Here is a 20,078-nt window from a genome sequence, read left to right as displayed (position 1 = left end):
ATTAATCTCTTGTAAAAATGTTGTCAATATTTTTTGTTTTCAGAAATATCCATGTAGAAATAAAAAACTCCCACCTTTAAAAGCAGGCGGGAAAAGATTTTTAAGGTTATTCACTTGAAACGGATTCGGAAAAACCGTATTGAGAGGAAATTTCCTTGCTGATGTTGATAATGTATCGGCTAACCGGATGATCCGATGAAGTGGGAATAGTTTGCGTATAGCCGACAATGGTGATTGCCCCCAGTAATTCCTTTTCAAAATTTAAAATTGGGACGCTGAAGGAAGATACATGGGTTACTAATGGTTCAATTTTTGAGACAAAATAAGTTTTTCTTGCCGTTTCGAATTCTTTTTGCAGTTCTTTTAATTGTGCTTCATTCAATTTTTCCATTTCGGAATCAAGCCATTTTTTGACCAGTTCATTATGGAAGGAAGCAAAAATGACTCCGGTAGATGAATGTAAAGGCAAGTTTGTTCCAATTTGCGCACCGATGTTAATTCCATATAATGCGTCTGAAATATAGGAAACCAGAGGACCGCCGACGGATGGCACCGCAAGTAGGGCGGTAAGACCGGTTTTCTCGCTGATTTTTTTCAAATACGGAATCACCACTTCCACGATTGAAGTTTGTCCCTGGGCAAGATTCCCCAATTGAATCAATTTATGTCCCAAAGAATAAGTATTGTCGGGATTTCGCTGAATCGCCCCGAATTCATGCAAGGTTGTCAAATATTTGTGCAAATTGCTTTTGGTCATTGATGTGATGTTTTGTATTTCTGAAAATTTCAATGGCTTATTATAGGTTGCGATGATTTCTAAAATGTTTAAACCGATTTCTAATGATTGAATCTTGTTTTCTTTTGACATAATATTCCTCCAACTACATCTGATGTCCGATATTATAGCAAATAATTGATTTAGAAAGAAATTTTAGAATTTTTCGATTTAAATATTGACGGATATTAGAATTGTATTATAAAGTTTTCTTAAAGAGAACACTGTTCTCTAAAAATGGAACGATTGATTCAAACAAAGGGGTGGAGTTTTTTATGTCAAAAATTAGTGATGTGATTGTAGTAGGCGGTGGAATCGGGGGATTAGCCGCTGCTTTAGCTGCAAATGATGCGGGGAAATCTGTTGCGGTATTTGAACAGGCGCCGGAATTTGGAGAAGTGGGGGCAGGTCTGCAATTGGCGCCGAATGCACTTGAAGTGTTGGATCGCTTCGGGGTAAAGGAAGAAATATTAAAATATGCCGTATTGCCAAAAAGATTAGTATTAAAGGATATTTATTCAGGAAAAGAAGTGGCATCCCTTGATTTGGGAGAGGGATTCCAAAAAGAGTTTGGCCAACCTTATATCGTAATGCACCGTTCCGATTTGCACCGTGTGCTCTTTGAAGCATGTCAAAAACGGAAAAACATCAAATTTTTCACAAACTCAAGAATTCAAACTGCGGAACAAGAAAATGGCACTGTTACAATCATTTCTGAGAAAGGCGACAGATATTCAGCGGATGCCGTTATTGGTGCGGATGGGGTAAAATCGAATCTTCGCAAATTATTTGTTGACGATGCCCCGGTGAACTCGGAGTATGTGGCGTATCGTGGAACGATTCCGATCGAAGAAGTGAAAGATCAAGTGACGTTGGATGATGTGATTATGTGGATTGGTCCAAATCTTCACTTGGTGCAATATCCAATCCGCCGCGGAGAATTATTCAATCTGGTAGTGGTTTTCAAATCTTACGATACATCCGTGGAAGATTGGGGAACGCCGGAAGAATTATTCCGCCGCTTTGAAGGGGCGCATCCGGATGCACATTATTTATTAAAATTCATCAATCGCCAGTTCAAATGGCAGATGTTTGACCGGGAACCGATTGACACTTGGTCAAAAGGGGGCTGTCCGAAAAGTCGATTGAATCGACCTTCGGCTCAGCCCTTTTTTCTGTTTTTAGGGTACAAAAAAATCGTCCTTTTTTATAGAATGAAATTGACCAAAAAACATTCTAAAGAAAGGACGATTTTTTATGAATAATCAAATGACTATTCAAGAAAATTATAACACGCAATTAGAAATGACTCTAGAGGGTATTCAAAAAATAGAGGTTCAAAAGAACAAGAAACGCAAAAAGCTAGTTTTCCAACCTTATTGCAATCGTCAAGTCATGAGCATTTTAGATATCGAAATGTATATTCCTGAAAATCATGTCGCCCGTTTAGTGGATGAAATGGTGGAATCGATTCCGGATGAAGTGTTGTATACTCATTATGTTGGTGGGGGTCGTGCACCCTATCACCCTAAAATGTTATTGAAAGTGATTTTATATGCGTACACTCAAAACGTTTATTCAAGTCGGAAAATGGCGCAAATGGTGAAAGAAAATCTTCCGATGATGTGGTTGGCGGGATTGCAAACCCCTGACCATCGCACAATAAATGATTTTCGTAGTGTTCGTATGTCAAACATGATGGATTCTGTATTTGAACAATTTGTCCTTCAACTAGTAGAACAAGGATTTATCGACCTCGACCATATTTTTGTGGATGGTACGAAAATAGAAGCGAATGCCAACAAATATACGTTTGTATGGCGAAAATCCGTAGAAAAATATGATCAGAAACTACGAGCCAAAATTCAATCGTTTCTACAAGAAGCGCACCAAATCGCCTTGGAGGAATTAAAAGAAGAACAATTAGAAGAAGAATTAGAAAAATCATCGGCACAACTTTCTGAGAGAATAGAAGCTTTGGAAAAAGATTATAAACAGGAAGAAGACAAAGAAAGAAAAAAAGAACTTCGCTCTAAAAAATCCCAACTCACCAAACAACTGAAAACGATTCAAACGGATTATCTTCCACGATTACGAAAATACAAAGTACAAAAACAGATTCTAGGTGAACGAAATAGCTACTCGAAAACCGACCATGAGGCCACTTTTATGCGAATGAAAGAGGACCATATGAAAAACGGCCAACTCAAGGCGGGTTATAATGTTCAACTCGCCACACAACATCAATTTATCGTGGGATTTGAAATTTATCAAAATCCAGGAGATACTCGCTGTTTCCAACCATTTATGGAAAAGTTATTGGAATCGATACCGAAGGAAAAGAAACTCAAGTATGTCATTGCCGATGCAGGATATGCGAGTGAAGAAAACTATTTATATGCGATTGGCGAAGAAAAAGAACCTCGTTTTGAATTATTAGCCCCATACCAAACCTATTTGAAGGAACAAAGTAAAAAGTTTAAAAAGGATTTATCAAAAGTACAAAACTGGAAATACATCGAAGAAGACGATTGCTTTATCTGTCCGAACAATCGGAAAGTCGTATTCAAGTATTATCAAAAAAGAAAAAATGCATCTGGATACATACAAGATTTGAAAGTGTACGAGTGTGAAGATTGTACGGATTGCCCGTTGAAGAATGGGTGTACGAAAGCCAAAGGAAATCGTCGAGTATATTGGAACACGATTTATGAAGAAATGAAAGCGAAAGCCAAAGCAGCTCTTGGTGACGAACAAAAGGCAGCTCTTTATGCGAAGCGTAAAGTGGATGTCGAAAGTGTGTTCGGGAACATCAAGGGCAATTTGCGTTTCACTCGATTTCTGTTACGGGGGCTTCATAAAGTCCGAACAGAATTCGGGATTGTGGCAATGGCCCACAACATACTGAAATGGGCCGCAAATTCCCAAACCAATTTCAAAAATAAGGAAACAGAGCGAATGGAAAAACTCATTGTTTTCTCCATTCGCTCTGTTTTTATGGACTTTTTAGACAAGCCCTTGGAGATGCGGCTCATGCGATGTTGCAATATCTTGCACAAGGCGGCGTTCAAGCGCTTGAAGATGCTTGGTGCCTAAGAGAAAAACTGATCGAATGCGATACGTATGAAGAAGCGTTTAAAAAATATGAAAAAATCCGCGCTCCCCGTGCCGGCATGGTTCAACGTAGTGCCCGCAAGTGGGGGGAAATTATCCATGCGGAAGATGAAGTGTTAAAAATGGTGCGGGATGCAGTGTTCGAAAGACATAAACCTACAGATTATCATGTCGTAGACTTCCTATACGGCATTTTTAAAAAAGAAAAGGAAGTGTCCGGCATTCAGTGATATATGGAACAAAAATGAGGCTGGGACAAAACTAGCTTCAAAATAGGAAAAAGGAGAATTTGAGCCAACTCAAATTCTCCTTTTTCCATTTCTCTCCATTATTTTTGGTTAGTTGATCTTTGTTGGCCGTGTATTTCCGTAAATTCACGGCCATTAAGGCAATCCCCATTTCATTTTCCACCTTCGATTTTCCTCGGACGGAAAATCGAGTGAAACGCAAATTAGCCTTCAAGAATCCAAAAACTGGTTCTACGTCCATTTTACGTTGACGGAAAATAGAACCTGCTTTTTCTTCTGAAAGCTTCGCTCTTACATATTCTTTTTGTCGTTCCCATTTTTCATTCACCATGACTTTTCGGTGGTTGCCTTCCTTTGCTTTTGTACATGAAGAACGGAATGGACATCCCGAACAGTTTTCACATTCATAGATTTTCAATTCTCGTTTGAAACCGGTCTTATCGGTACGTACAGAACGATATCGGAAGGTTACCCGCTGCTGATTCGGACACGTGTAGGTATCACTTTCTTCGTCGTACGTCCAATTGTCTGGATGAAATGGGTTTTGTTTATATTTCTTCTTTTGTTCTTTCTCATACATGGTATATGGAATAAGTGCCTCACATTTTCGATTCGAAAGGATGTCCTCATAGTTCTGTTCACTACCATAACCAGCATCTGCGACAATATATTTTGGCAATGGAAAATAATGCTTCTCAATCTCATTCAAGAACGGAATCAATGTACGTGTATCGGTAGGATTTGGAAAAATGCCATAAGCCAGTGCGTATTGACCTTCTGTTGCGATTTGTACGTTGTATCCAGCCTTCAATTGACCGTTTTTCATATAGTCGTCTTTCATTCGCATGAACGTCGCATCTAAGTCTGTTTTGGAATAACTATTCCGTTCACCCAAGATTTCGAAGTCTTTTTGATACTTTTGTTTACGTAAAATCAAGTCAATCAACTGTTTGTACACTCGCTTCGGATATTTCCGTTCGCTTCTTAATGCTTTTCGTTCTGTGGCATCGGGCGATGCTTCTATCTTTTGGTCATATTCCGTAATCACTTCATCGACTTGTTGCACCATTTGAGCGAGTTCTTCAACGGACAGTTCTCCCTCATTTTCCCGCTCCATTTCAGGGATGATTTCCTTCTCTAACAGTTCGTTGTAGAGCTGATTGGATTTTTCAATTAAGCTTTTGTTGTATTTTTCAATGGATTTTTTCCACACAAAAGTAAATCGGTTGGCATTCGCTTCAATCTTTGTACCGTCAATGAAAATTGCTTCTTGATCAATTAATTTTTCTTCCACCAGTTGGCAACGGAATTGGACAAAACATTGACGAATTAATTCTTTTACTTCCGGATGCACACGAAAACGATTGATCGTCCGATAACTTGGTTCATAGCCTTGTGCCAACCACATCATCCGAATACTGTCCTTTAAAAGGGCTTCAATTTTCCGACCTGAAAAGACTGATTGGGAATAAGCACACAAAATAATTTTTAGCATCATGCGTGGATGATAAGCAGGACAACCTGTATTTCGAAGAAACGGCTGAAAGGCTTCATCGGGGATACTTTCAACTAAATGGTGAATGTGGAAGGCAATATCATTTTCTTGTAATTTTATTTCTAAATCTAGAGGCAAAACTAATTGATTCATGTTATAATATTTGAACATAAGGACCCTTCTTTCTGTTAGGTTTGGTGTGGTAACTTAATTTTAACAGAAGAGGTCCTTATTTTTATTGAAAAAATGAAGAACAGCCCATGAAATTTCATTCCAAAATTTCATGGGCTGTTTCCATTTTAGAGGGGGTTTTGTCCCAGCCTCATTTTTCACTCTTATTCATGATAGCCGTAAATTCTTGACATTTCCTTGCATATGTCGATGACTTTTTGAATCATTTCAACTTTTGGATCGTTCGGGATGTTTTCCGTAAACCCGATTACCGCAACAGCGGCTATAATTTCATTTTTGTAATTTAAAATCGGCACGCCGAAAGAAGATACATGATTGACAAGCGGTTCCTTCGCAAAGGCTACATGGGAGCTGCGGATTTCCTGCAATTCTTTATGAAATTGTTCCTCAGAAAAATTCGGAATCCTTTCTTGCTCCAGCTTAATCCATTGGGCCACTTCTTCGTTCTTTGAATAGGCGGCAAACACTTTCCCGGCGGCGGATAAAAGAGGCAGTTTTGTGCCGATTTGGGCACCGATATTAATGCCGTAATTGGTATTCCAAATATTTGTAATCACCGGGCAATCATTTAACCAAATGGAAAGAGAAGTGGACATCTGCGTAATATTGCTGATTTCTTTGAAGTACGGAGATAATTTGCTTGTGATATCATGATTTCTCATGGCTGCATTTCCGTATTCAAGGAGTTTGTAGCCAAGAGAGTAGGAACCTTGTCGATCCCGATATAACAGGTCAAGCTGTGTTAGTGTGTTCAAATATTTATAAAGGTTGCTTTTGGATATACCTGTTTTTTGCTGGAGTTCCGTAAATTTCACCGGAACGTCGCTTTGTGCGACGACATCAATGATTTTAATCCCTTGACTAAGTGAACCGATAGTTGAAGGAGATTTTGTCATAAAAATTGTTCCTTTCTGGTGTAGGTTGTATTCATTGCGTATTCATTAATAATAGTTTAATATTTTATGATATATATTATCAATATAAGGGGTAAAATTCACTATTTTGATAAAGGGGAGTTTGATATGGTTGTTCAAGTATTAAATGACAAACTGGTATCATTCAAAAACAGTATAGAGAAAATCATTGAAGTGCTGGAAAACACAGATGAAGAAAAGTTGTATATGAAGCCTTCCGAAAAGGAATGGTCCGCTATGCAAATTGTATCACATGTTTTGGAAGCAGTGGATTTTTGGGTGGCGGATTTAGAAGCATTGCTTATTGTACCAGGGGCCAAATGGGGACGCAATCACGAGCATGTTCGCCGTTTGGCAGCGGTTAGTGATCAGGTGGTATCCCAATTGAAAAAAGAAGAAGCGGTTGAAAAACTAAAAAATCTTGTTCCTAAAGTTGAACAGGTACTGTCAAAAGTGAAGGAAGAGGATTTAGAAAAAACCGCGCCCAGCTATAATCCAAAGTTTGATGGCAAACCGTTGTCTTTTTTAATCGATCACTTAATTATCGATCATGTGGAAAGTCATTACGGCCAAATGGTACGTCATCTTGAAAAAGTGAAGTAAGTGGCAAGGGGAAAGATCGTTTCGGTAAGGGACGGTCTTTTTTCATGAAGACGATCCAACCCGCTCCAGGAAAATCTGATATGATAGGTATTGCATGAATGGAAATTGAAGGTGATGAAAGGTGACGAAAAAGAAAATCGCAAAAACCAATGCTATTCGGTTATTGGAACAAAAAAAGGTGCCTTTTCAATCCATTGCTTATGAGTCGGAGGGGGCAATCGACGGGGTATCGGTGGCGAAGAAAATAGGGCATCCGGTGGACCATGTCTTCAAAACCCTTGTGACGACGGCAGGGGCTGGAAAAATGTATGTGTTTGTAATCCCCGTGGAAGCGGAGTTGGATTTAAAAGCGGCTGCAAGGGTGGCCGGTGAAAAGAAAGTGGAGATGTTGCCTTTAAAAGATTTGCTGGGGACAACCGGCTACGTGCGCGGAGGCTGTTCACCCATCGGCATGAAAAAGCTGTTTCCGACATTTATTGATAAGTCCGCGGAAAATCTTGATTACATCATCGTCAGCGGAGGAAAAATTGGATTGCAAATTCAATTGGCCCCAATGGATTTGGCAAATGCAGTAGATGCGGATTTTGCTTCTGTTACAAAAAAATAGATTTTTTCGTAATGAAGAAGGGGCAGGAAGTTCTGTTCCAGGAACGTGTTGACCATTCAAAAAATGCCGGTATGGCTCCAGCGGCATGTGGAAAATGTTTGTTTGGAAGCAGGGGTAGAAAGATTTAGATAGAAAGAAGGGCTTGAAGGATGAGGAAAGTTTATTCATGGCGTTGGGGATTTTACATCGCCGGTTTAATCATTATGGCGTTGGGAATTGCGATGGTGATTAAAGGAGAAGAAATCGGGGTCAATGCGTGGGATGTGTTGCATATCGCTTTATATAAAACAATCGGATTATCGATCGGTTCCTGGGTAATTATAACGGGGCTTATCATTGTTGCCTTTACTTCGCTCATGTATAAAAGTTTTCCAAAAATCGGCACATGGTTAAACATGTTGTTGACAGGCGTGTTCATCGACTTCTTTTATTGGCTTTTGCCTGAAGCGGAGAATTTTTTCTTCCAATTGATCTATTTTTTGATCGGCATTTTTGTTTTAAGTTTTGGCACAGGGATGTACATTTCGCCAAATTTAGGATCGGGTCCACGGGATGGATTGATGATGTGGATTGTTGAAAAATTGGGGGGAAGCATTAAAGTTGCCCGCATGTCCATTGAGTTGATCGTTGCTGTGATCGGATGGATATTGGGTGGCCCCTTTGGCATCGGCACGGTCATTATTGCGGTTGGATCCGGCTATATTGTGCAATTTGCATTGCCTTACTTCCAGAAACTGCTATTAAAATGTATAGGGGAAGAAGCGATGGAAGGGGAGAAACCGTTTATCCATTAGAAATGATTCACTGCTTTTTTAGAAAGAGACCCAAGAAATTTTTATCCCTTTCTTGGGTCGGATATATTTATTTACCGTATTTTTTTGCCGAGAATCAGTAAATCCCGCTTAACCCCATCCAATTCCGCCACTTCCGGCAAATGCCCCCATTTTTCAAAGCCGAAACTGTAGAATAGTTTAAGGCTTGGTTCGTTGTGTCCAAAGATGAAAGCAAGCAGCGTGTCAATTTTATACTTAGGGCATTCCTCGATCACCTTGCTTAAAATCTTTTTCCCCAGTCCTTTTCCTCTATAGGTTTCATGAAGATAAATGCTGACTTCAACAGTGGCATCATAAGCAGGTCTCCCATAGAAAGACTGAAAACTTACCCAACCACAAATATCTTCTTCAAATTCCACCACCCATAAAGGTCTCTTTTCAGGATTATGGCTATAAAACCACTGTAATCGATCCTCCACTGTTACAGGTTCCGTATCCGCAGTGACCATTCTGCTTGGAATCGTCGAATTGTAAATCTCCACAATGATTGGCAAATCTTCAAGGGTCGCAATACGAAAAGTCACTTCATTCGTCACATTAATCATCCTTTATTATTCATTGGTTTTCATTCAATCAACGTTTGGATGCCGGTGGAAAGGGTTTGCACAAGCCGAACATATGAAATTGTTGTTTTCCTTCATTCCAATCGTTTCTATTACCAGTATAAAATAAAACAATTTCGAAAGGGAAATGGCTCCCCATTATTGTCCGCCATAACCGAAAGTTCCAGCAAGGGGGAATTTTTAAGACCTTTCAACAATTACGCTACCAATAGATAAATCAAAAATCGATGGACAATTCAATGAAGGGCGGGAGGGATGATATTGAAGGATAAAAAAATAATGCAAAAGGTGGGAGTTATTTTGTAAGGACTGGGGTTCTTCCTGGTCAGATGAAACTTTTCGCTTGCGCAGATTAAGATCCCCTTTGGACGCCAAGAAAAAGAAAAGAGGCTGGGACAAAAGATAAAAAACACCATTTTCTCCCGGGAGAAAATGGTGTTTTTTTGATAATTGAAGAAAATTGATTTCCGTTCCGGGGACGCTTTCCGCAGGCCCGGCTCGAGCCTCCTCGGAGCTCAATCCTTCGCTCCTGCGGGGTCTCGAGCCTCGGGCTGTTCCCGCAGGAAAGCTTTTGCTTTGCGACTAAGCGTGCGCGACAGGAGCACTCGCCCCGTCACTCCAATCAATTTTTTACAAAAAATCTTTTTGCAGCTCGTTCACTTTATTAGTTATGTCCCAGCCTCTTTCCCGTGTAACAGGGGGGTTATATTAAAGCGGACAACAGAATTAACTGTAGACCGCTTCAATACCTAAAGATTTCAGAATTTCCGCTTTCATGCGGGCAAGGGTTTCGCTGCCGCGGTTTCTGGGCCGCGCTTCCTCGATGCGGAATTCCCGCTCCACTTGCCCGGGTTTTCCGGATAAGACGATGATCCGGTCACATAAGTATAAAGCTTCATCGATGTCATGAGTGACAATCACCGCCGTTAACTGCTGCGATTTCCAGATTTTCAGCACCAAATCTTGAAGTTGCATTTTGGTAAACGCATCGAGCGCACTGAAAGGTTCATCGAGAAGGAGCAGGCCTGGATTTGTTACAAGGGCTCTGGCGATCGCCACCCGCTGCGCCATTCCGCCGGATAATTGTTTGACATATAAATTTTCCGCATGTTCGAGTCCCACTTCTTTCAACAGTTCCCGAGCGGCAGCGGTGTTTTCTTTTTTATTTCCATTCAGGCCAAACTGGACATTTTCAAGCACTGTCAACCATGGAAAAAGCCGCGGTTCCTGGAAGACGACCCCGATTTCTTCGTGGGGTCCCTGAATTTTATCGCCATTGATGAGAATGTCCCCGCTATATCCTTGATCGAGACCGGCAATGGCTTTCAAAATGGTACTTTTCCCCGAACCGCTTTTTCCGAGCAGCCCGATGATTTCGCCTTTTTCCACGGAAAAGGAGACATTCCGCACGCCGTTATCGCCTTCGAAAATGCGGTTGAGTCGATTGATGGTAAGCATGTTTAACCTCCTATCGCGCTAGTATCTCGCCATGCCAATACTTTATTTTCAATAATTTTCACAAACCAGTCCGTCAATTTGCCGACAATCGCGAACAACAAGATGCTGGCAATGATGATGTCGGGGGAGGAAGAGTTTTGCCCGATCACCAGGAGATATCCCAATCCTTCGCTCGCTCCCATCAATTCGGCGGCAACGACGAACATCCATCCCAACCCAAGGCCGCTACGGAGTCCTGTGAAAAAGGAAGGGAGGCTTGCCGGGAAGATGATGCGTTTGACCAATTGGAAATGGCCCAATCCATATACTTTTCCGACTTCAATCAATTTCCGGTCCACGTTCAAAATGCCGCTGACGATGTTCAAATAAACAGGGAAGAATACCCCGACGGCGATCAAGCTGATTTTCGATGCTTCCCCGATGCCCATCCATAAGATGAAGAGGGGCACCCAGGCCAAGGAAGGAATCGATTTGAATGCCTGGATAATCGGATCAAAAATTTTCTCGGCTTTGCTGTAAAATCCGACAATGGATCCCAACAATACGGCTGCCACAGTACCGATGAAAAACCCGATGCCCACCCGGTAAAACGTGATACCGACATGGGACCATAAAGAACCGTCTTGCACTAAACGCACAATCCGTTCAATGACATTTCTTGGGGAAGGGAGCTGGTAAGACGGAATAAATCCTGTTTCCGTTGCGGCCGTCCAGACGGCAAGCAGCAGGGCGGGCAAAATGAAGCCGAGCCATACATTCGAATTTCTTTTCTTTTTGGCTGATTTTTTCGTTTCAATAGAAAGCGGGATTGTTTGGGATATTCCGGATACTTTTTTACTCAATTTTAGTAAACCTCCTTATTTACTTACTTTTTTAGCGAAAGAAGGATCAATCAATTCATCGATATGTTTTGTCAAATCCGCTTTCTGATCGATGACGCCCGCTTTTTGCAAGATATCTCCGGCTGCATGAAGAGCTTCTTTTTGTTCATCGGATGGGATGTACGTATCAAATTTTGTGCGTTCCAATTGTTTTTTCGCTATGTCCAGATCAATTTGAGCTTCTTTTGCGATGATTTCCGCCGCTTCATCCGGATGCTCAAGGATCCATGCACGGGCTTTTTCATACAATTGAATCACTTTTTCCACCGCTTCCGGATGTTTCTCCGCAAACTCTTTCCGGACATTTAAGAAGTTATACGTATTGAAATCAATGTTTCGATAAAAGATCTTCGCACCGGATTTCAATTCGGCTGTTGCCATGATCGGGTCAAGGCCGGCCCAGGCATCCACATCGCCTTTTAATAAAGCCTGATAGCCGTCTTGGTGCTGCAAGTTGACAAATTGAATATCCTTTTCGGATAAACCGGCTTCATTCAATGCGCGAAGCAGGAAGATGTATGGATCTGTTCCGTAAGTGGCGGCTACCTTTTTACCTTTTAAGTCTTCCACGCTTTGAATGGAAGCATCTTTTGTGAGAAGAGCCGTCCATTCAGGAGTGGAGGTAATATAGATGTTTTTGATCGGCACATCTTTTGTTTTGGTAATTAGTGTCGCCGCACCGGCTGCCGATCCGAAGTCAATGCTGTTGGAAGTCAAGAATTCCAGCGCTTTATTGCTACCTTGGCTTAATGTCCATTCGACTTTGACGCCTTCTTTTTCAAATTCTTCCTCCGCCCAGCCGTTATATTTTAATATGAGACTGGCAGGAGAGTAATAGGCATAATCCAAACGGATGGTTTTCAATTCTTCATTCCCGGAAGCATTGCTTGATGAGCATCCTTGAAGAATGAGGGTAAGAGCAAGAATTAAGGTTAGCACTATGGCAATGTTCTTTTTCAACGAAAACACTCCTTCTAAATGGTTTGTAAGACTGCTTTTTGCAATGCTTGATTTAAGTCTTCTTTAATATCTTCAAAGTCTTCAATTCCGCAAGAGAGGCGGATCATTTCTTCTGTAACCCCGGTTTTTACCAAATCCTCTTTTGACAACTGCTGGTGAGTGGTTGTCGCGGGATGGATGATCAGGGATTTGGCATCCCCCACATTGGCAAGATGGGACCAGAGCTTTGTTTCATCCAGTACTTTCGCGGCCGTTTTCCGGTCTCCTTTCACACCGAAAACAACAATTCCGCCAAAACCGTTTTTAAAATACTTTTTGGCATTTTCATAGGATTCGTGACCGGAAAGTCCTGGGTATCGGACCCATTCCACCGCTTCATGCTGCTCTAAATATTGTGCAAGTTTCAGAGCGTTTTCACAGTGGCGCTGCATGCGGAGGTGCAACGTTTCAAGGCCGATCAATAACAGGAAAGCGTTAAAAGGGGATAAAGAAGCTCCATAATCCCTTAAAAGCTGCGCTCTCACTTTTGAGGCGAAGGCTTCACGGCCGAATTTTTCGTAAAAGCGCACACCGTGGTAAGTCGGATCGGGCTCCGTAAATTCCGGGAAACGTCCGGAGTCCCATGGGAAGTTCCCGCTGTCAATAATGACACCGGCAATGGCAGTGCCATGTCCGCCAATCCATTTTGTTGCGCTATGGATGACGATGTCTGCTCCCCATTCAATCGGCTTTGTAATATAAGGCGTTGTAAAGGTGCTGTCAATCACAAGCGGAATGCCATGAGCATGGGCCACTTTGGCGGTTTCTTCGATATCCAAAACATGCAGGCTGGGATTACCGATTGTTTCTGCGAAAATCGCCTTTGTTTTATCGGTGATTTTTTCTTCAAATTGTTTTGGATCGGTGCCCGGCACAAAAATGACGTTAATGCCGGCCCTTCTCAAAGTGGCATCCAACAGATTATATGTACCGCCATATATATTGGAAGAAGCGATGATTTCATCGCCTGGTTTTGCCAATGTCAATAAAGCCAATGTGATTGCCGCTTGGCCGGAAGAAGTCGCAATGGCGCTCACTCCGCCTTCAAGGGCAGCCATCCGTTTTTCGAAGACATCCACCGTCGGATTGCTCATTCGGGAATAAATGTGACCATCTGCTTCCAAAGCGAATAGTTTGCTGGCATGTTCGGCACTTTCGAAAACATAGGAAGTGGTTTGATATATAGGAACAGCTCTTGAACCATAGTCGCTGTCGGGCGCCTGGCCGTGGTGTACAGCAAGGGTATCAAATCGGTATTCAGTCATTGGAAATGTCTCTCCTTCGAGTAGTGAATTTTTTGAACATTTTGTTATCGACCATGATATATCACATTAATCCAATGTGTCAACTATGTTTTGTAAGAAAAATACTATTGAATTAAATAGAGTAATGTGATAGGATTAGTGCAATTAAAAAATTCAGATAGTTTCGAATAGAAAGAAAGGAAGGCGGAGCAAATATGAAATATGGCTTTTGGATGCCGGTTTGGGGCGGCTGGCTGAGAAATGTGGAAAATGAAAACATGCCCACTACCTTTGAATACTTAAAAACATTGGCACAAAATGCGGAACAAAAAGGGTATTCGATGACACTCATTCCGGAATTATTTTTAAATGATATAAAAGGAATTGAAGCGCCGTCGATGGATGCATGGTCCACAGCGGCAGCCATCAGCGCCGTTACGGAAAAATTGGAAATCTTAGTGGCTATCCGTCCGGGATTCTATAACCCTGCCACTTTTGCGAAAACGGCAACAAACATCGATCACATCAGCGGAGGCAGACTTTCATTGAATATTGTTTCCGCATGGTGGGAAGAAGAGGCGAGACAATATGGCGGACAGTTTACAGCCCACGATGACCGATATGCCCGCACGGAAGAATTTATTGAAGTGCTGAAAGGCTTATGGAATCACACGCCGTTTTCTTATAAAGGGAAGTTCTATCAATATGAAAATACGTATTTGGAGCCGAAGCCGCTGCGCAATCGCCATATTCCGCTCTATGCCGGCGGGGAAAGCGAAACAGGCAAACAAACGATTGCCAAAACTTGCGATTCTTATGTAATCCACGGGGGAACAGTGGAAGAAGTGAGAGAAAAGCTTGCTGATATGCAAAATCGAAGAAAAAATTTAGGAAAACCGCCTTTTGAAACCTTTGGAATGGCCGCATTTGTCATTTGCCGGGATACAGAAGAAGAGGCGAAAGAAGAATTGGCCCGCATTACGGATGTATCTGAGGGAAGTCCGGGCTATGCGGGATATCAGGATTTTATCAGCAAGTCTCAATTAAATGTAAATGTCAGCCTGGAAGACTATTCCGTATCCAACCGCGGTTTGCGTCCAAATTTAATCGGAACGCCGGAACAAATCGCAAGACGCATACTGGAATACGAAGATGCCGGAGTGAATTTATTGATTCTCCAATTCTCCCCTCAATTGGAAGAGATGAACCGCTTTGCGGAAAAAGTGATGCCGTTGGTGGAAGAATTGAGAAAAGAAAAATTAGGAGTGAAATAAATGTCAAAAATCTATGTCATCCATGAAAACGATGAATGGACAGTTCATCTGACGAAACGTTTGGAAGAATTGAATCTCCCTTATGAGTTGTGGCATTTGGACGAGGGGACGGTTGATCTGACGAAGGAGCCGCCGAAAGGGATTTACTATAGCCGGATGAGCGCTTCATCCCATACGCGCAACCACCGCTTTGCTCCGGAGTTGACGGGGGCGGTGCTTGCATGGCTGGAGCATCACGGCCGTACAGTATTGAATGGAACGAAGGCATTATCATTGGAGTTAAGCAAAATCAATCAATACATCGCTCTTGAAAAAGCGGGGATCCGCGTGCCAAAAACGATTGGGGCAGTCGGAAAAGAGCAGATTGTGAAAGCGGCGGAAAGCCTGGGAAAAACACCTTTTATCACAAAGCATAACCGCGCCGGAAAAGGGCTTGGTGTACAATTATTCCATTCCATCGACGCATTGAAAGAATATCTTGATGGACCGGCATATGAAGAGCCGGTGGACGGCATCACGCTGATCCAGGAGTATATTAAAGCGCCGGAATCCTATATTACACGGGCAGAATTCATCGGCGGAAAATTTTTCTACGCTGTGCAAGTGGATACTTCGAAAGGGTTTGAGCTTTGCCCGGCAGATGCTTGCCAAATCAATGACTTGTTCTGCCCGGTTGGCGAGCAGGTGGAACAGAAACCAAAATTTGAAATCATTGACGATGTGGATTTGGAGCAAATCGCAACGTATGAAGCGTTCTTGCAGGCCAATGACATCGCAGTTGCCGGCATTGAGTTCATCAAGGATGAAAACGGCGTCGTTTTTACGTACGACATTAATACAAATACGAATTACAACAGCGATGCGGAAGCAAGAGCAGGCAAATACGGCATGTTGGAAGTGGCGAAGTTTTTAGGGAAAGTGCTGGAAAGTGAAAAAGCATTGGTAAGCGGGGCCTGATGGGCATTTTTGAATCAGGCCGAAGTTTTTGGCGCACCTTTGCTTTCGGTGGAACAAAATCAAACGGCTTAAGCTTTTACGGGGGCTTAAGCCTTTTTTTATTGTAAAAATGAAATTTTTCCCGAGCATCGGTAAATCCAGTTTCACTTCATCAACGCCATTTTTTGTATTGAGCGGGGTGCATGCTTTTTCTAATATGAAATAACATCATTTCTTTCGGGAATTTGCGTTTCATCGGATAAGAATTGAAGGTTCCTGTCATATAGTGACTGTAAACAACCCAGTTGGAGGTGGAGAATTGGCAAAAGTTCTGGATGCATTTCTTGAGGAAAACTTGCAGCAATTAAAAAGCCAAGGATTATATAACCGAATTGATGTGTTAGAAGGGGCGAACGGGCCTGTCATTGAAATCAACGGCAAAAGGTTGATTAATTTATCATCCAATAATTATTTAGGTTTGGCGACGAATGAGCAACTGAAGAAAGTGGCCAAAGAAGCCATCGACAAATACGGAGTCGGGGCAGGAGCAGTACGAACGATTAACGGGACCCTCGATTTGCATCAGCAATTGGAAGAAAAGATTGCCGAGTTTAAAGGGACGGAAGCGGCAATCAGCTACCAGTCCGGTTTCAACTGCAACATGGCTGCCATTTCCGCAGTGATGGATCAGGACGACTGCATTTTATCGGATCAATTGAATCACGCTTCGATTATTGACGGCTGCCGATTATCCAAAGCAAAGATTGTTGCATATACTCATTCTGATATGGATGATTTGCGGAAAAAGGCCAAGGAAGCCGCGGAATCCGGGCGCTACCGGAAGATGATGGTCATTACCGATGGCGTTTTTTCAATGGATGGGGATTTGGCGAAGTTACCGGACATTGTAGAAATCGCGAAGGAATTCGATTTGATCACATATGTGGATGATGCCCACGGTTCAGGGGTCACCGGGAATGGAAGAGGGACGGTAAAGCATTTCGGATTGGAGAAAGAAATCGATTTTCAGATTGGGACGTTGTCAAAGGCGATCGGTGTTGTCGGCGGCTATGTGGCAGGGAAGAAAAGGCTGATTGATTGGCTGAAGGTGCGATCCCGTCCATTTCTTTTTTCAACGGCGGTGCCTCCGGGGGATGTGGCGGCAACCATTGCAGCGATTGATATGTTGATGCAGTCGAAAGAACTGACCGACAAGTTATGGGAGAACGGCAATTATCTTAAAGCGGGATTAAAAAAGCTCGGGTTTGATATCGGGAATTCGGAAACGCCGATCACCCCTTGCATCATTGGAGATGAAAAATTGACACAGGCGTTTTCAAAACGTTTATTGGAAGAAGGCGTTTATGCAAAAGCCATTGTGTATCCGACCGTACCAAGAGGAACAGGCCGCATCCGCAATATGCCAACCGCCAGCCATACGAAAGAAATGCTGGATGAGGCGCTTGCCATCTATGAAAAGGTGGGGAAAGAGCTGTTATAGGTGTCTGGCACTACAATCACCCGGAAAGGATGATCCATTGAAAGGTTCCATTACAAAATATTTTGGGCAGGCAATGACCGGACAGGGATGGAAAAATCTATATAAAGACATTGTACGGGAAGCCAAGGAAGTCTATTTTTTGAAAGGCATCTTCGGCTTCAATGTTTCCAATTTATTAAAAGAAATCGGCTATCATTATGTCAATAAAGGCCATGATATCGAATTTTTCTATGATCCCCTTTTTGAAAATACCATTCAGGCAACCTTCATCAAAGGCATCGACACTTTATTTCTCCAAAGCTCAAAACCTTCCATTGAACCAACGCAACTTGGCACCCGCGATAAAGTCATTTCCTTCTATGAATGTTTGGAAGAACCGATCCTCATAAAACATGGCGAACGATTGAAGCAACTTTCCGAGGAAGCCGAAAAATGGCATGATCAATGTTTTGCTTCTCTTCAACAAGCCATCCGGATTCACGATGATTGGGAAAAAGAGACGCAGGCCCATATGGATTGGAAGGCGTATGAACAGCAACAGGATGAATTCTTTGACCAAATATTTGACGGCATGCTTCTCAATAAATCCGGTGTTTTAACCCACCGCTTGTTCGGAACGCTGACGCCGGATGGGGCCAAAGATTTTCTGCAAAATATTACACGGAATATGGACAGAAGATATTTTATTAAGGGATTGCCAGGGACAGGAAAGTCGACCATGCTGAAGAAATTGACGCAGGATGCATTGAAAAGAGGGTTTGATGTCCAAAAGGTGTGGTGCGGATTAGATTCCAAATCCATCGATATGGTGATTTTGCCGGAATTGAAGCTTTGCATTTTCGACAGTACCGCTCCCCACGAATACTTCCCTGAAGATGGAAGGGAAGGGGATGTCATCTTTGACATTACAAAACATTGCCAACTATCCGATGAAGCCGAGGCGAAAATTGAAGAAATTTCAAAGGAATATCGGAAAGCGATTCTCCGTGCGACGAACTACGCCAAATTGTATGCTGAAGCAGAAAAGGAAATCCGCGAAATCATTGACCAAGCAACGAACTTTTCAAAATGGAAAAAACAGTCGTCCCTTCTGTTTTAACATGAAAACCCCTTGGATTCTCTTGAGAGGGTCCAAGGGGTTCAAAGTCAGGAAAACATGCATCAAACATATATAAAGAGGAAAGGTGAGTGAACCATTTTCTTTTTATAGAAGCAGACGATATGGGTCTTGCAAGTAATCGGCGATTTTTCCCAAAAATTCCGCGGCAGGAGCACCATCGATAATTTGGTGATCGTAAGTTAAACTGAGTGGCAATTTCAATTTCTCCACCACTTCACCATTTTCCAGTGCCAGTTCTTTTTGGATGGCACCGACACCTAAAATGCCCACTTCCGGTGTATTCAAGATAGGGGTGAAGTATTCGATTTCATAACCGCCCAAGTTTGTAATCGTAAAAGTCGATCCGCTGTAAAGGCTGCCGTCCAGTGTGCCTTGCCGTGCTTCGGTTGTCACCTTCTTGATGGCAGCGCCAAGTTGGGACAAGGACATGAGATGGGCGTTTTTGACGACGGGAACGACCAAGCCGTCTTCCACCGCCGTGGCCATTCCGATATGCACTTCTTCCACGCGGATATATTCGCCATTATGATACCAGGCGTTCATATCCGGCGTATCTTTTAGTGCCAAAACGACCGCTTTTGTCAGAAGGGTATTGATGCTTAGTTCATTATTGTCAAGCGGTTCTTTCACTTTCGACTTGATATCTTCGCGGAATTTCATCAATTCGGTGATATCCACTTTTCGATGGTTCGTTACTTGGGCAGTTGTTTGGACACTGCGCATCATTCGTTGGGCAATGGTTTTGCGCAAACCGGCAAGACCGGCACCATATGAAACTGCTGACGCGGATGGAACGCTGTCTGTTGCCGGAGATGCTTTCTCCATAGAGGCTTGATATCTCAATATATCCAACCGGGTAATTCGCCCGTTGCCACCTGTACCGACAACATTGCGAATATCAATGCCAAGTTCTTTCGCCATCTTGCGGGCAATTGGCGTAATAAAGATTCTTTCTCTTTCATCTTTTACATTTGATTCCGTTTTTGCAGGTTCATTTGCCACCGGTGTTTTGACGGTTTGTACTTCCGGTGTGCCGGCTGATGGAGAAGGGGAGCCGATCTGTTCACCAGGTTTTCCGATATACGCGATGGGCGCCTTACTTGGTACGACATCTCCTACTTGAGCGACAATTTTAATGATTGTACCGGACTCTGGTGCAACGACTTCACCGGTCAATTTCTCTGAACTGATTTCCGCCACTGCATCACCTGCATGAACTTCATCACCTTCATTTACAAACCAATGTTCTACTGTACCCTCTGTCATCGTCAAGCCTAGCTTAGGCATCAATATTTCCGTAGCCATGATGAATCACCCCTCT

19 protein-coding genes are annotated in these 20,078 nt (G+C 42.5%); 10 read left to right on the top strand and 9 right to left on the bottom strand.

The genetic code is table 11. The features are described 5' to 3' along the window. Positions 1 to 106: 106 nt before the first annotated feature. Entirely contained in the window at positions 107 to 868 is a 762-nt protein-coding gene (locus NSS77_RS03615; protein ID WP_342470433.1) for a helix-turn-helix domain-containing protein, read from the bottom strand. A 182-nt stretch (positions 869 to 1,050) separates the two neighbouring features. Between NSS77_RS03615 and NSS77_RS03610 the strand changes: the two genes are divergently transcribed. From NSS77_RS03610 to NSS77_RS03600, 3 genes are read left to right on the top strand one after another with little or no spacing between them, the layout of a single operon-like run. After that, positions 1,051 to 2,040 (top strand): FAD-dependent monooxygenase, encoded by a 990-nt coding sequence (locus tag NSS77_RS03610; protein WP_342470432.1) that lies wholly within the window; start codon positions 1,051 to 1,053, stop codon positions 2,038 to 2,040. Then, the gene (locus tag NSS77_RS03605; RefSeq protein WP_342470431.1) at positions 2,033 to 3,871 is read left to right on the top strand and encodes an IS1182 family transposase; all 1,839 of its coding nucleotides are present in this window, start codon (positions 2,033 to 2,035) and stop codon (positions 3,869 to 3,871) included. Before NSS77_RS03610 ends, NSS77_RS03605 begins: the two co-directional genes overlap by 8 nt. Next, positions 3,814 to 4,119, top strand: coding sequence for a hypothetical protein (locus NSS77_RS03600; protein WP_342470430.1), 306 nt, complete (start codon positions 3,814 to 3,816; stop codon positions 4,117 to 4,119). Before NSS77_RS03605 ends, NSS77_RS03600 begins: the two co-directional genes overlap by 58 nt. Before the next feature lie 37 nt (positions 4,120 to 4,156). Here the strand turns inward: NSS77_RS03600 and NSS77_RS03595 are convergent, their stop codons facing one another. Together NSS77_RS03595 and NSS77_RS03590 are read right to left on the bottom strand one after the other, a co-directional pair. Further along, positions 4,157 to 5,803 (bottom strand): IS1182 family transposase, encoded by a 1,647-nt coding sequence (locus NSS77_RS03595; RefSeq protein WP_342468503.1) that lies wholly within the window; start codon positions 5,801 to 5,803, stop codon positions 4,157 to 4,159. 164 nt (positions 5,804 to 5,967) lie between these two features. Next, positions 5,968 to 6,720: an IclR family transcriptional regulator gene (locus NSS77_RS03590; RefSeq protein ID WP_342470429.1), complete on the bottom strand. Its 753-nt coding sequence runs from the start codon at positions 6,718 to 6,720 to the stop codon at positions 5,968 to 5,970. Between the two features lie 126 nt (positions 6,721 to 6,846). Between NSS77_RS03590 and NSS77_RS03585 the strand changes: the two genes are divergently transcribed. The 3 genes from NSS77_RS03585 (at position 6,847) to NSS77_RS03575 (ending at position 8,742) form a co-directional block, all read left to right on the top strand. Further along, positions 6,847 to 7,341: a DinB family protein gene (locus NSS77_RS03585; protein ID WP_342470428.1), complete on the top strand. Its 495-nt coding sequence runs from the start codon at positions 6,847 to 6,849 to the stop codon at positions 7,339 to 7,341. A gap of 121 nt (positions 7,342 to 7,462) precedes the next feature. Next, complete coding sequence (gene ybaK / locus NSS77_RS03580; RefSeq protein WP_342470427.1) at positions 7,463 to 7,948, top strand: Cys-tRNA(Pro) deacylase; 486 nt, start codon at positions 7,463 to 7,465, stop codon at positions 7,946 to 7,948. A gap of 149 nt (positions 7,949 to 8,097) precedes the next feature. Then, entirely contained in the window at positions 8,098 to 8,742 is a 645-nt protein-coding gene (locus NSS77_RS03575) for a YitT family protein (protein ID WP_342470426.1), read from the top strand. Between the two features lie 71 nt (positions 8,743 to 8,813). On the opposite strand, the gene NSS77_RS03570 is transcribed toward NSS77_RS03575, so the two are convergent. The 5 genes from NSS77_RS03570 to NSS77_RS03550 form a co-directional block, all read right to left on the bottom strand. After that, a complete protein-coding gene (locus NSS77_RS03570; RefSeq protein ID WP_342470425.1) occupies positions 8,814 to 9,317 on the bottom strand; it encodes an N-acetyltransferase family protein in 504 nt (167 codons plus the stop codon). 753 nt (positions 9,318 to 10,070) lie between these two features. Then, a complete protein-coding gene (locus NSS77_RS03565; protein WP_342470424.1) occupies positions 10,071 to 10,802 on the bottom strand; it encodes an ABC transporter ATP-binding protein in 732 nt (243 codons plus the stop codon). Between the two features lie 2 nt (positions 10,803 to 10,804). Further along, positions 10,805 to 11,644: an ABC transporter permease gene (locus NSS77_RS03560; protein WP_342470423.1), complete on the bottom strand. Its 840-nt coding sequence runs from the start codon at positions 11,642 to 11,644 to the stop codon at positions 10,805 to 10,807. Positions 11,645 to 11,659: 15 nt separating this feature from the next. Beyond that, entirely contained in the window at positions 11,660 to 12,643 is a 984-nt protein-coding gene (locus NSS77_RS03555; protein ID WP_342470422.1) for an aliphatic sulfonate ABC transporter substrate-binding protein, read from the bottom strand. Between the two features lie 14 nt (positions 12,644 to 12,657). Further along, positions 12,658 to 13,947, bottom strand: coding sequence for an O-acetylhomoserine aminocarboxypropyltransferase/cysteine synthase family protein (locus NSS77_RS03550; protein ID WP_342470421.1), 1,290 nt, complete (start codon positions 13,945 to 13,947; stop codon positions 12,658 to 12,660). A 194-nt stretch (positions 13,948 to 14,141) separates the two neighbouring features. Here NSS77_RS03550 and NSS77_RS03545 point away from each other — a divergent pair, with 194 nt between their 5' ends. The 4 genes from NSS77_RS03545 (at position 14,142) to NSS77_RS03530 (ending at position 18,736) form a co-directional block, all read left to right on the top strand. Next, the gene (locus tag NSS77_RS03545; RefSeq protein WP_342470420.1) at positions 14,142 to 15,200 is read left to right on the top strand and encodes an LLM class flavin-dependent oxidoreductase; all 1,059 of its coding nucleotides are present in this window, start codon (positions 14,142 to 14,144) and stop codon (positions 15,198 to 15,200) included. Beyond that, complete coding sequence (locus NSS77_RS03540) at positions 15,201 to 16,157, top strand: alpha-L-glutamate ligase (protein ID WP_342470419.1); 957 nt, start codon at positions 15,201 to 15,203, stop codon at positions 16,155 to 16,157. Positions 16,158 to 16,455: 298 nt separating this feature from the next. Continuing rightward, positions 16,456 to 17,637 (top strand): glycine C-acetyltransferase, encoded by a 1,182-nt coding sequence (locus NSS77_RS03535; RefSeq protein ID WP_342470418.1) that lies wholly within the window; start codon positions 16,456 to 16,458, stop codon positions 17,635 to 17,637. 37 nt (positions 17,638 to 17,674) lie between these two features. Continuing rightward, a complete protein-coding gene (locus NSS77_RS03530) occupies positions 17,675 to 18,736 on the top strand; it encodes a nucleotide kinase (protein WP_342470417.1) in 1,062 nt (353 codons plus the stop codon). 105 nt (positions 18,737 to 18,841) lie between these two features. Here NSS77_RS03530 and NSS77_RS03525 read toward each other — a convergent pair whose 3' ends face one another. Next, positions 18,842 to 20,062, bottom strand: coding sequence for a dihydrolipoamide acetyltransferase family protein (locus NSS77_RS03525; RefSeq protein WP_342470416.1), 1,221 nt, complete (start codon positions 20,060 to 20,062; stop codon positions 18,842 to 18,844). Positions 20,063 to 20,078: the final 16 nt, after the last annotated feature.

It is taken from the genome of Ureibacillus sp. FSL K6-3587 (assembly GCF_038593165.1).
Lineage (GTDB): Bacteria > Bacillota > Bacilli > Bacillales_A > Planococcaceae > Ureibacillus > Ureibacillus suwonensis.
The sequence above is the reverse complement of the archived record's forward strand: the minus strand, read 5'-3'. Positions and strand labels throughout refer to the sequence as shown.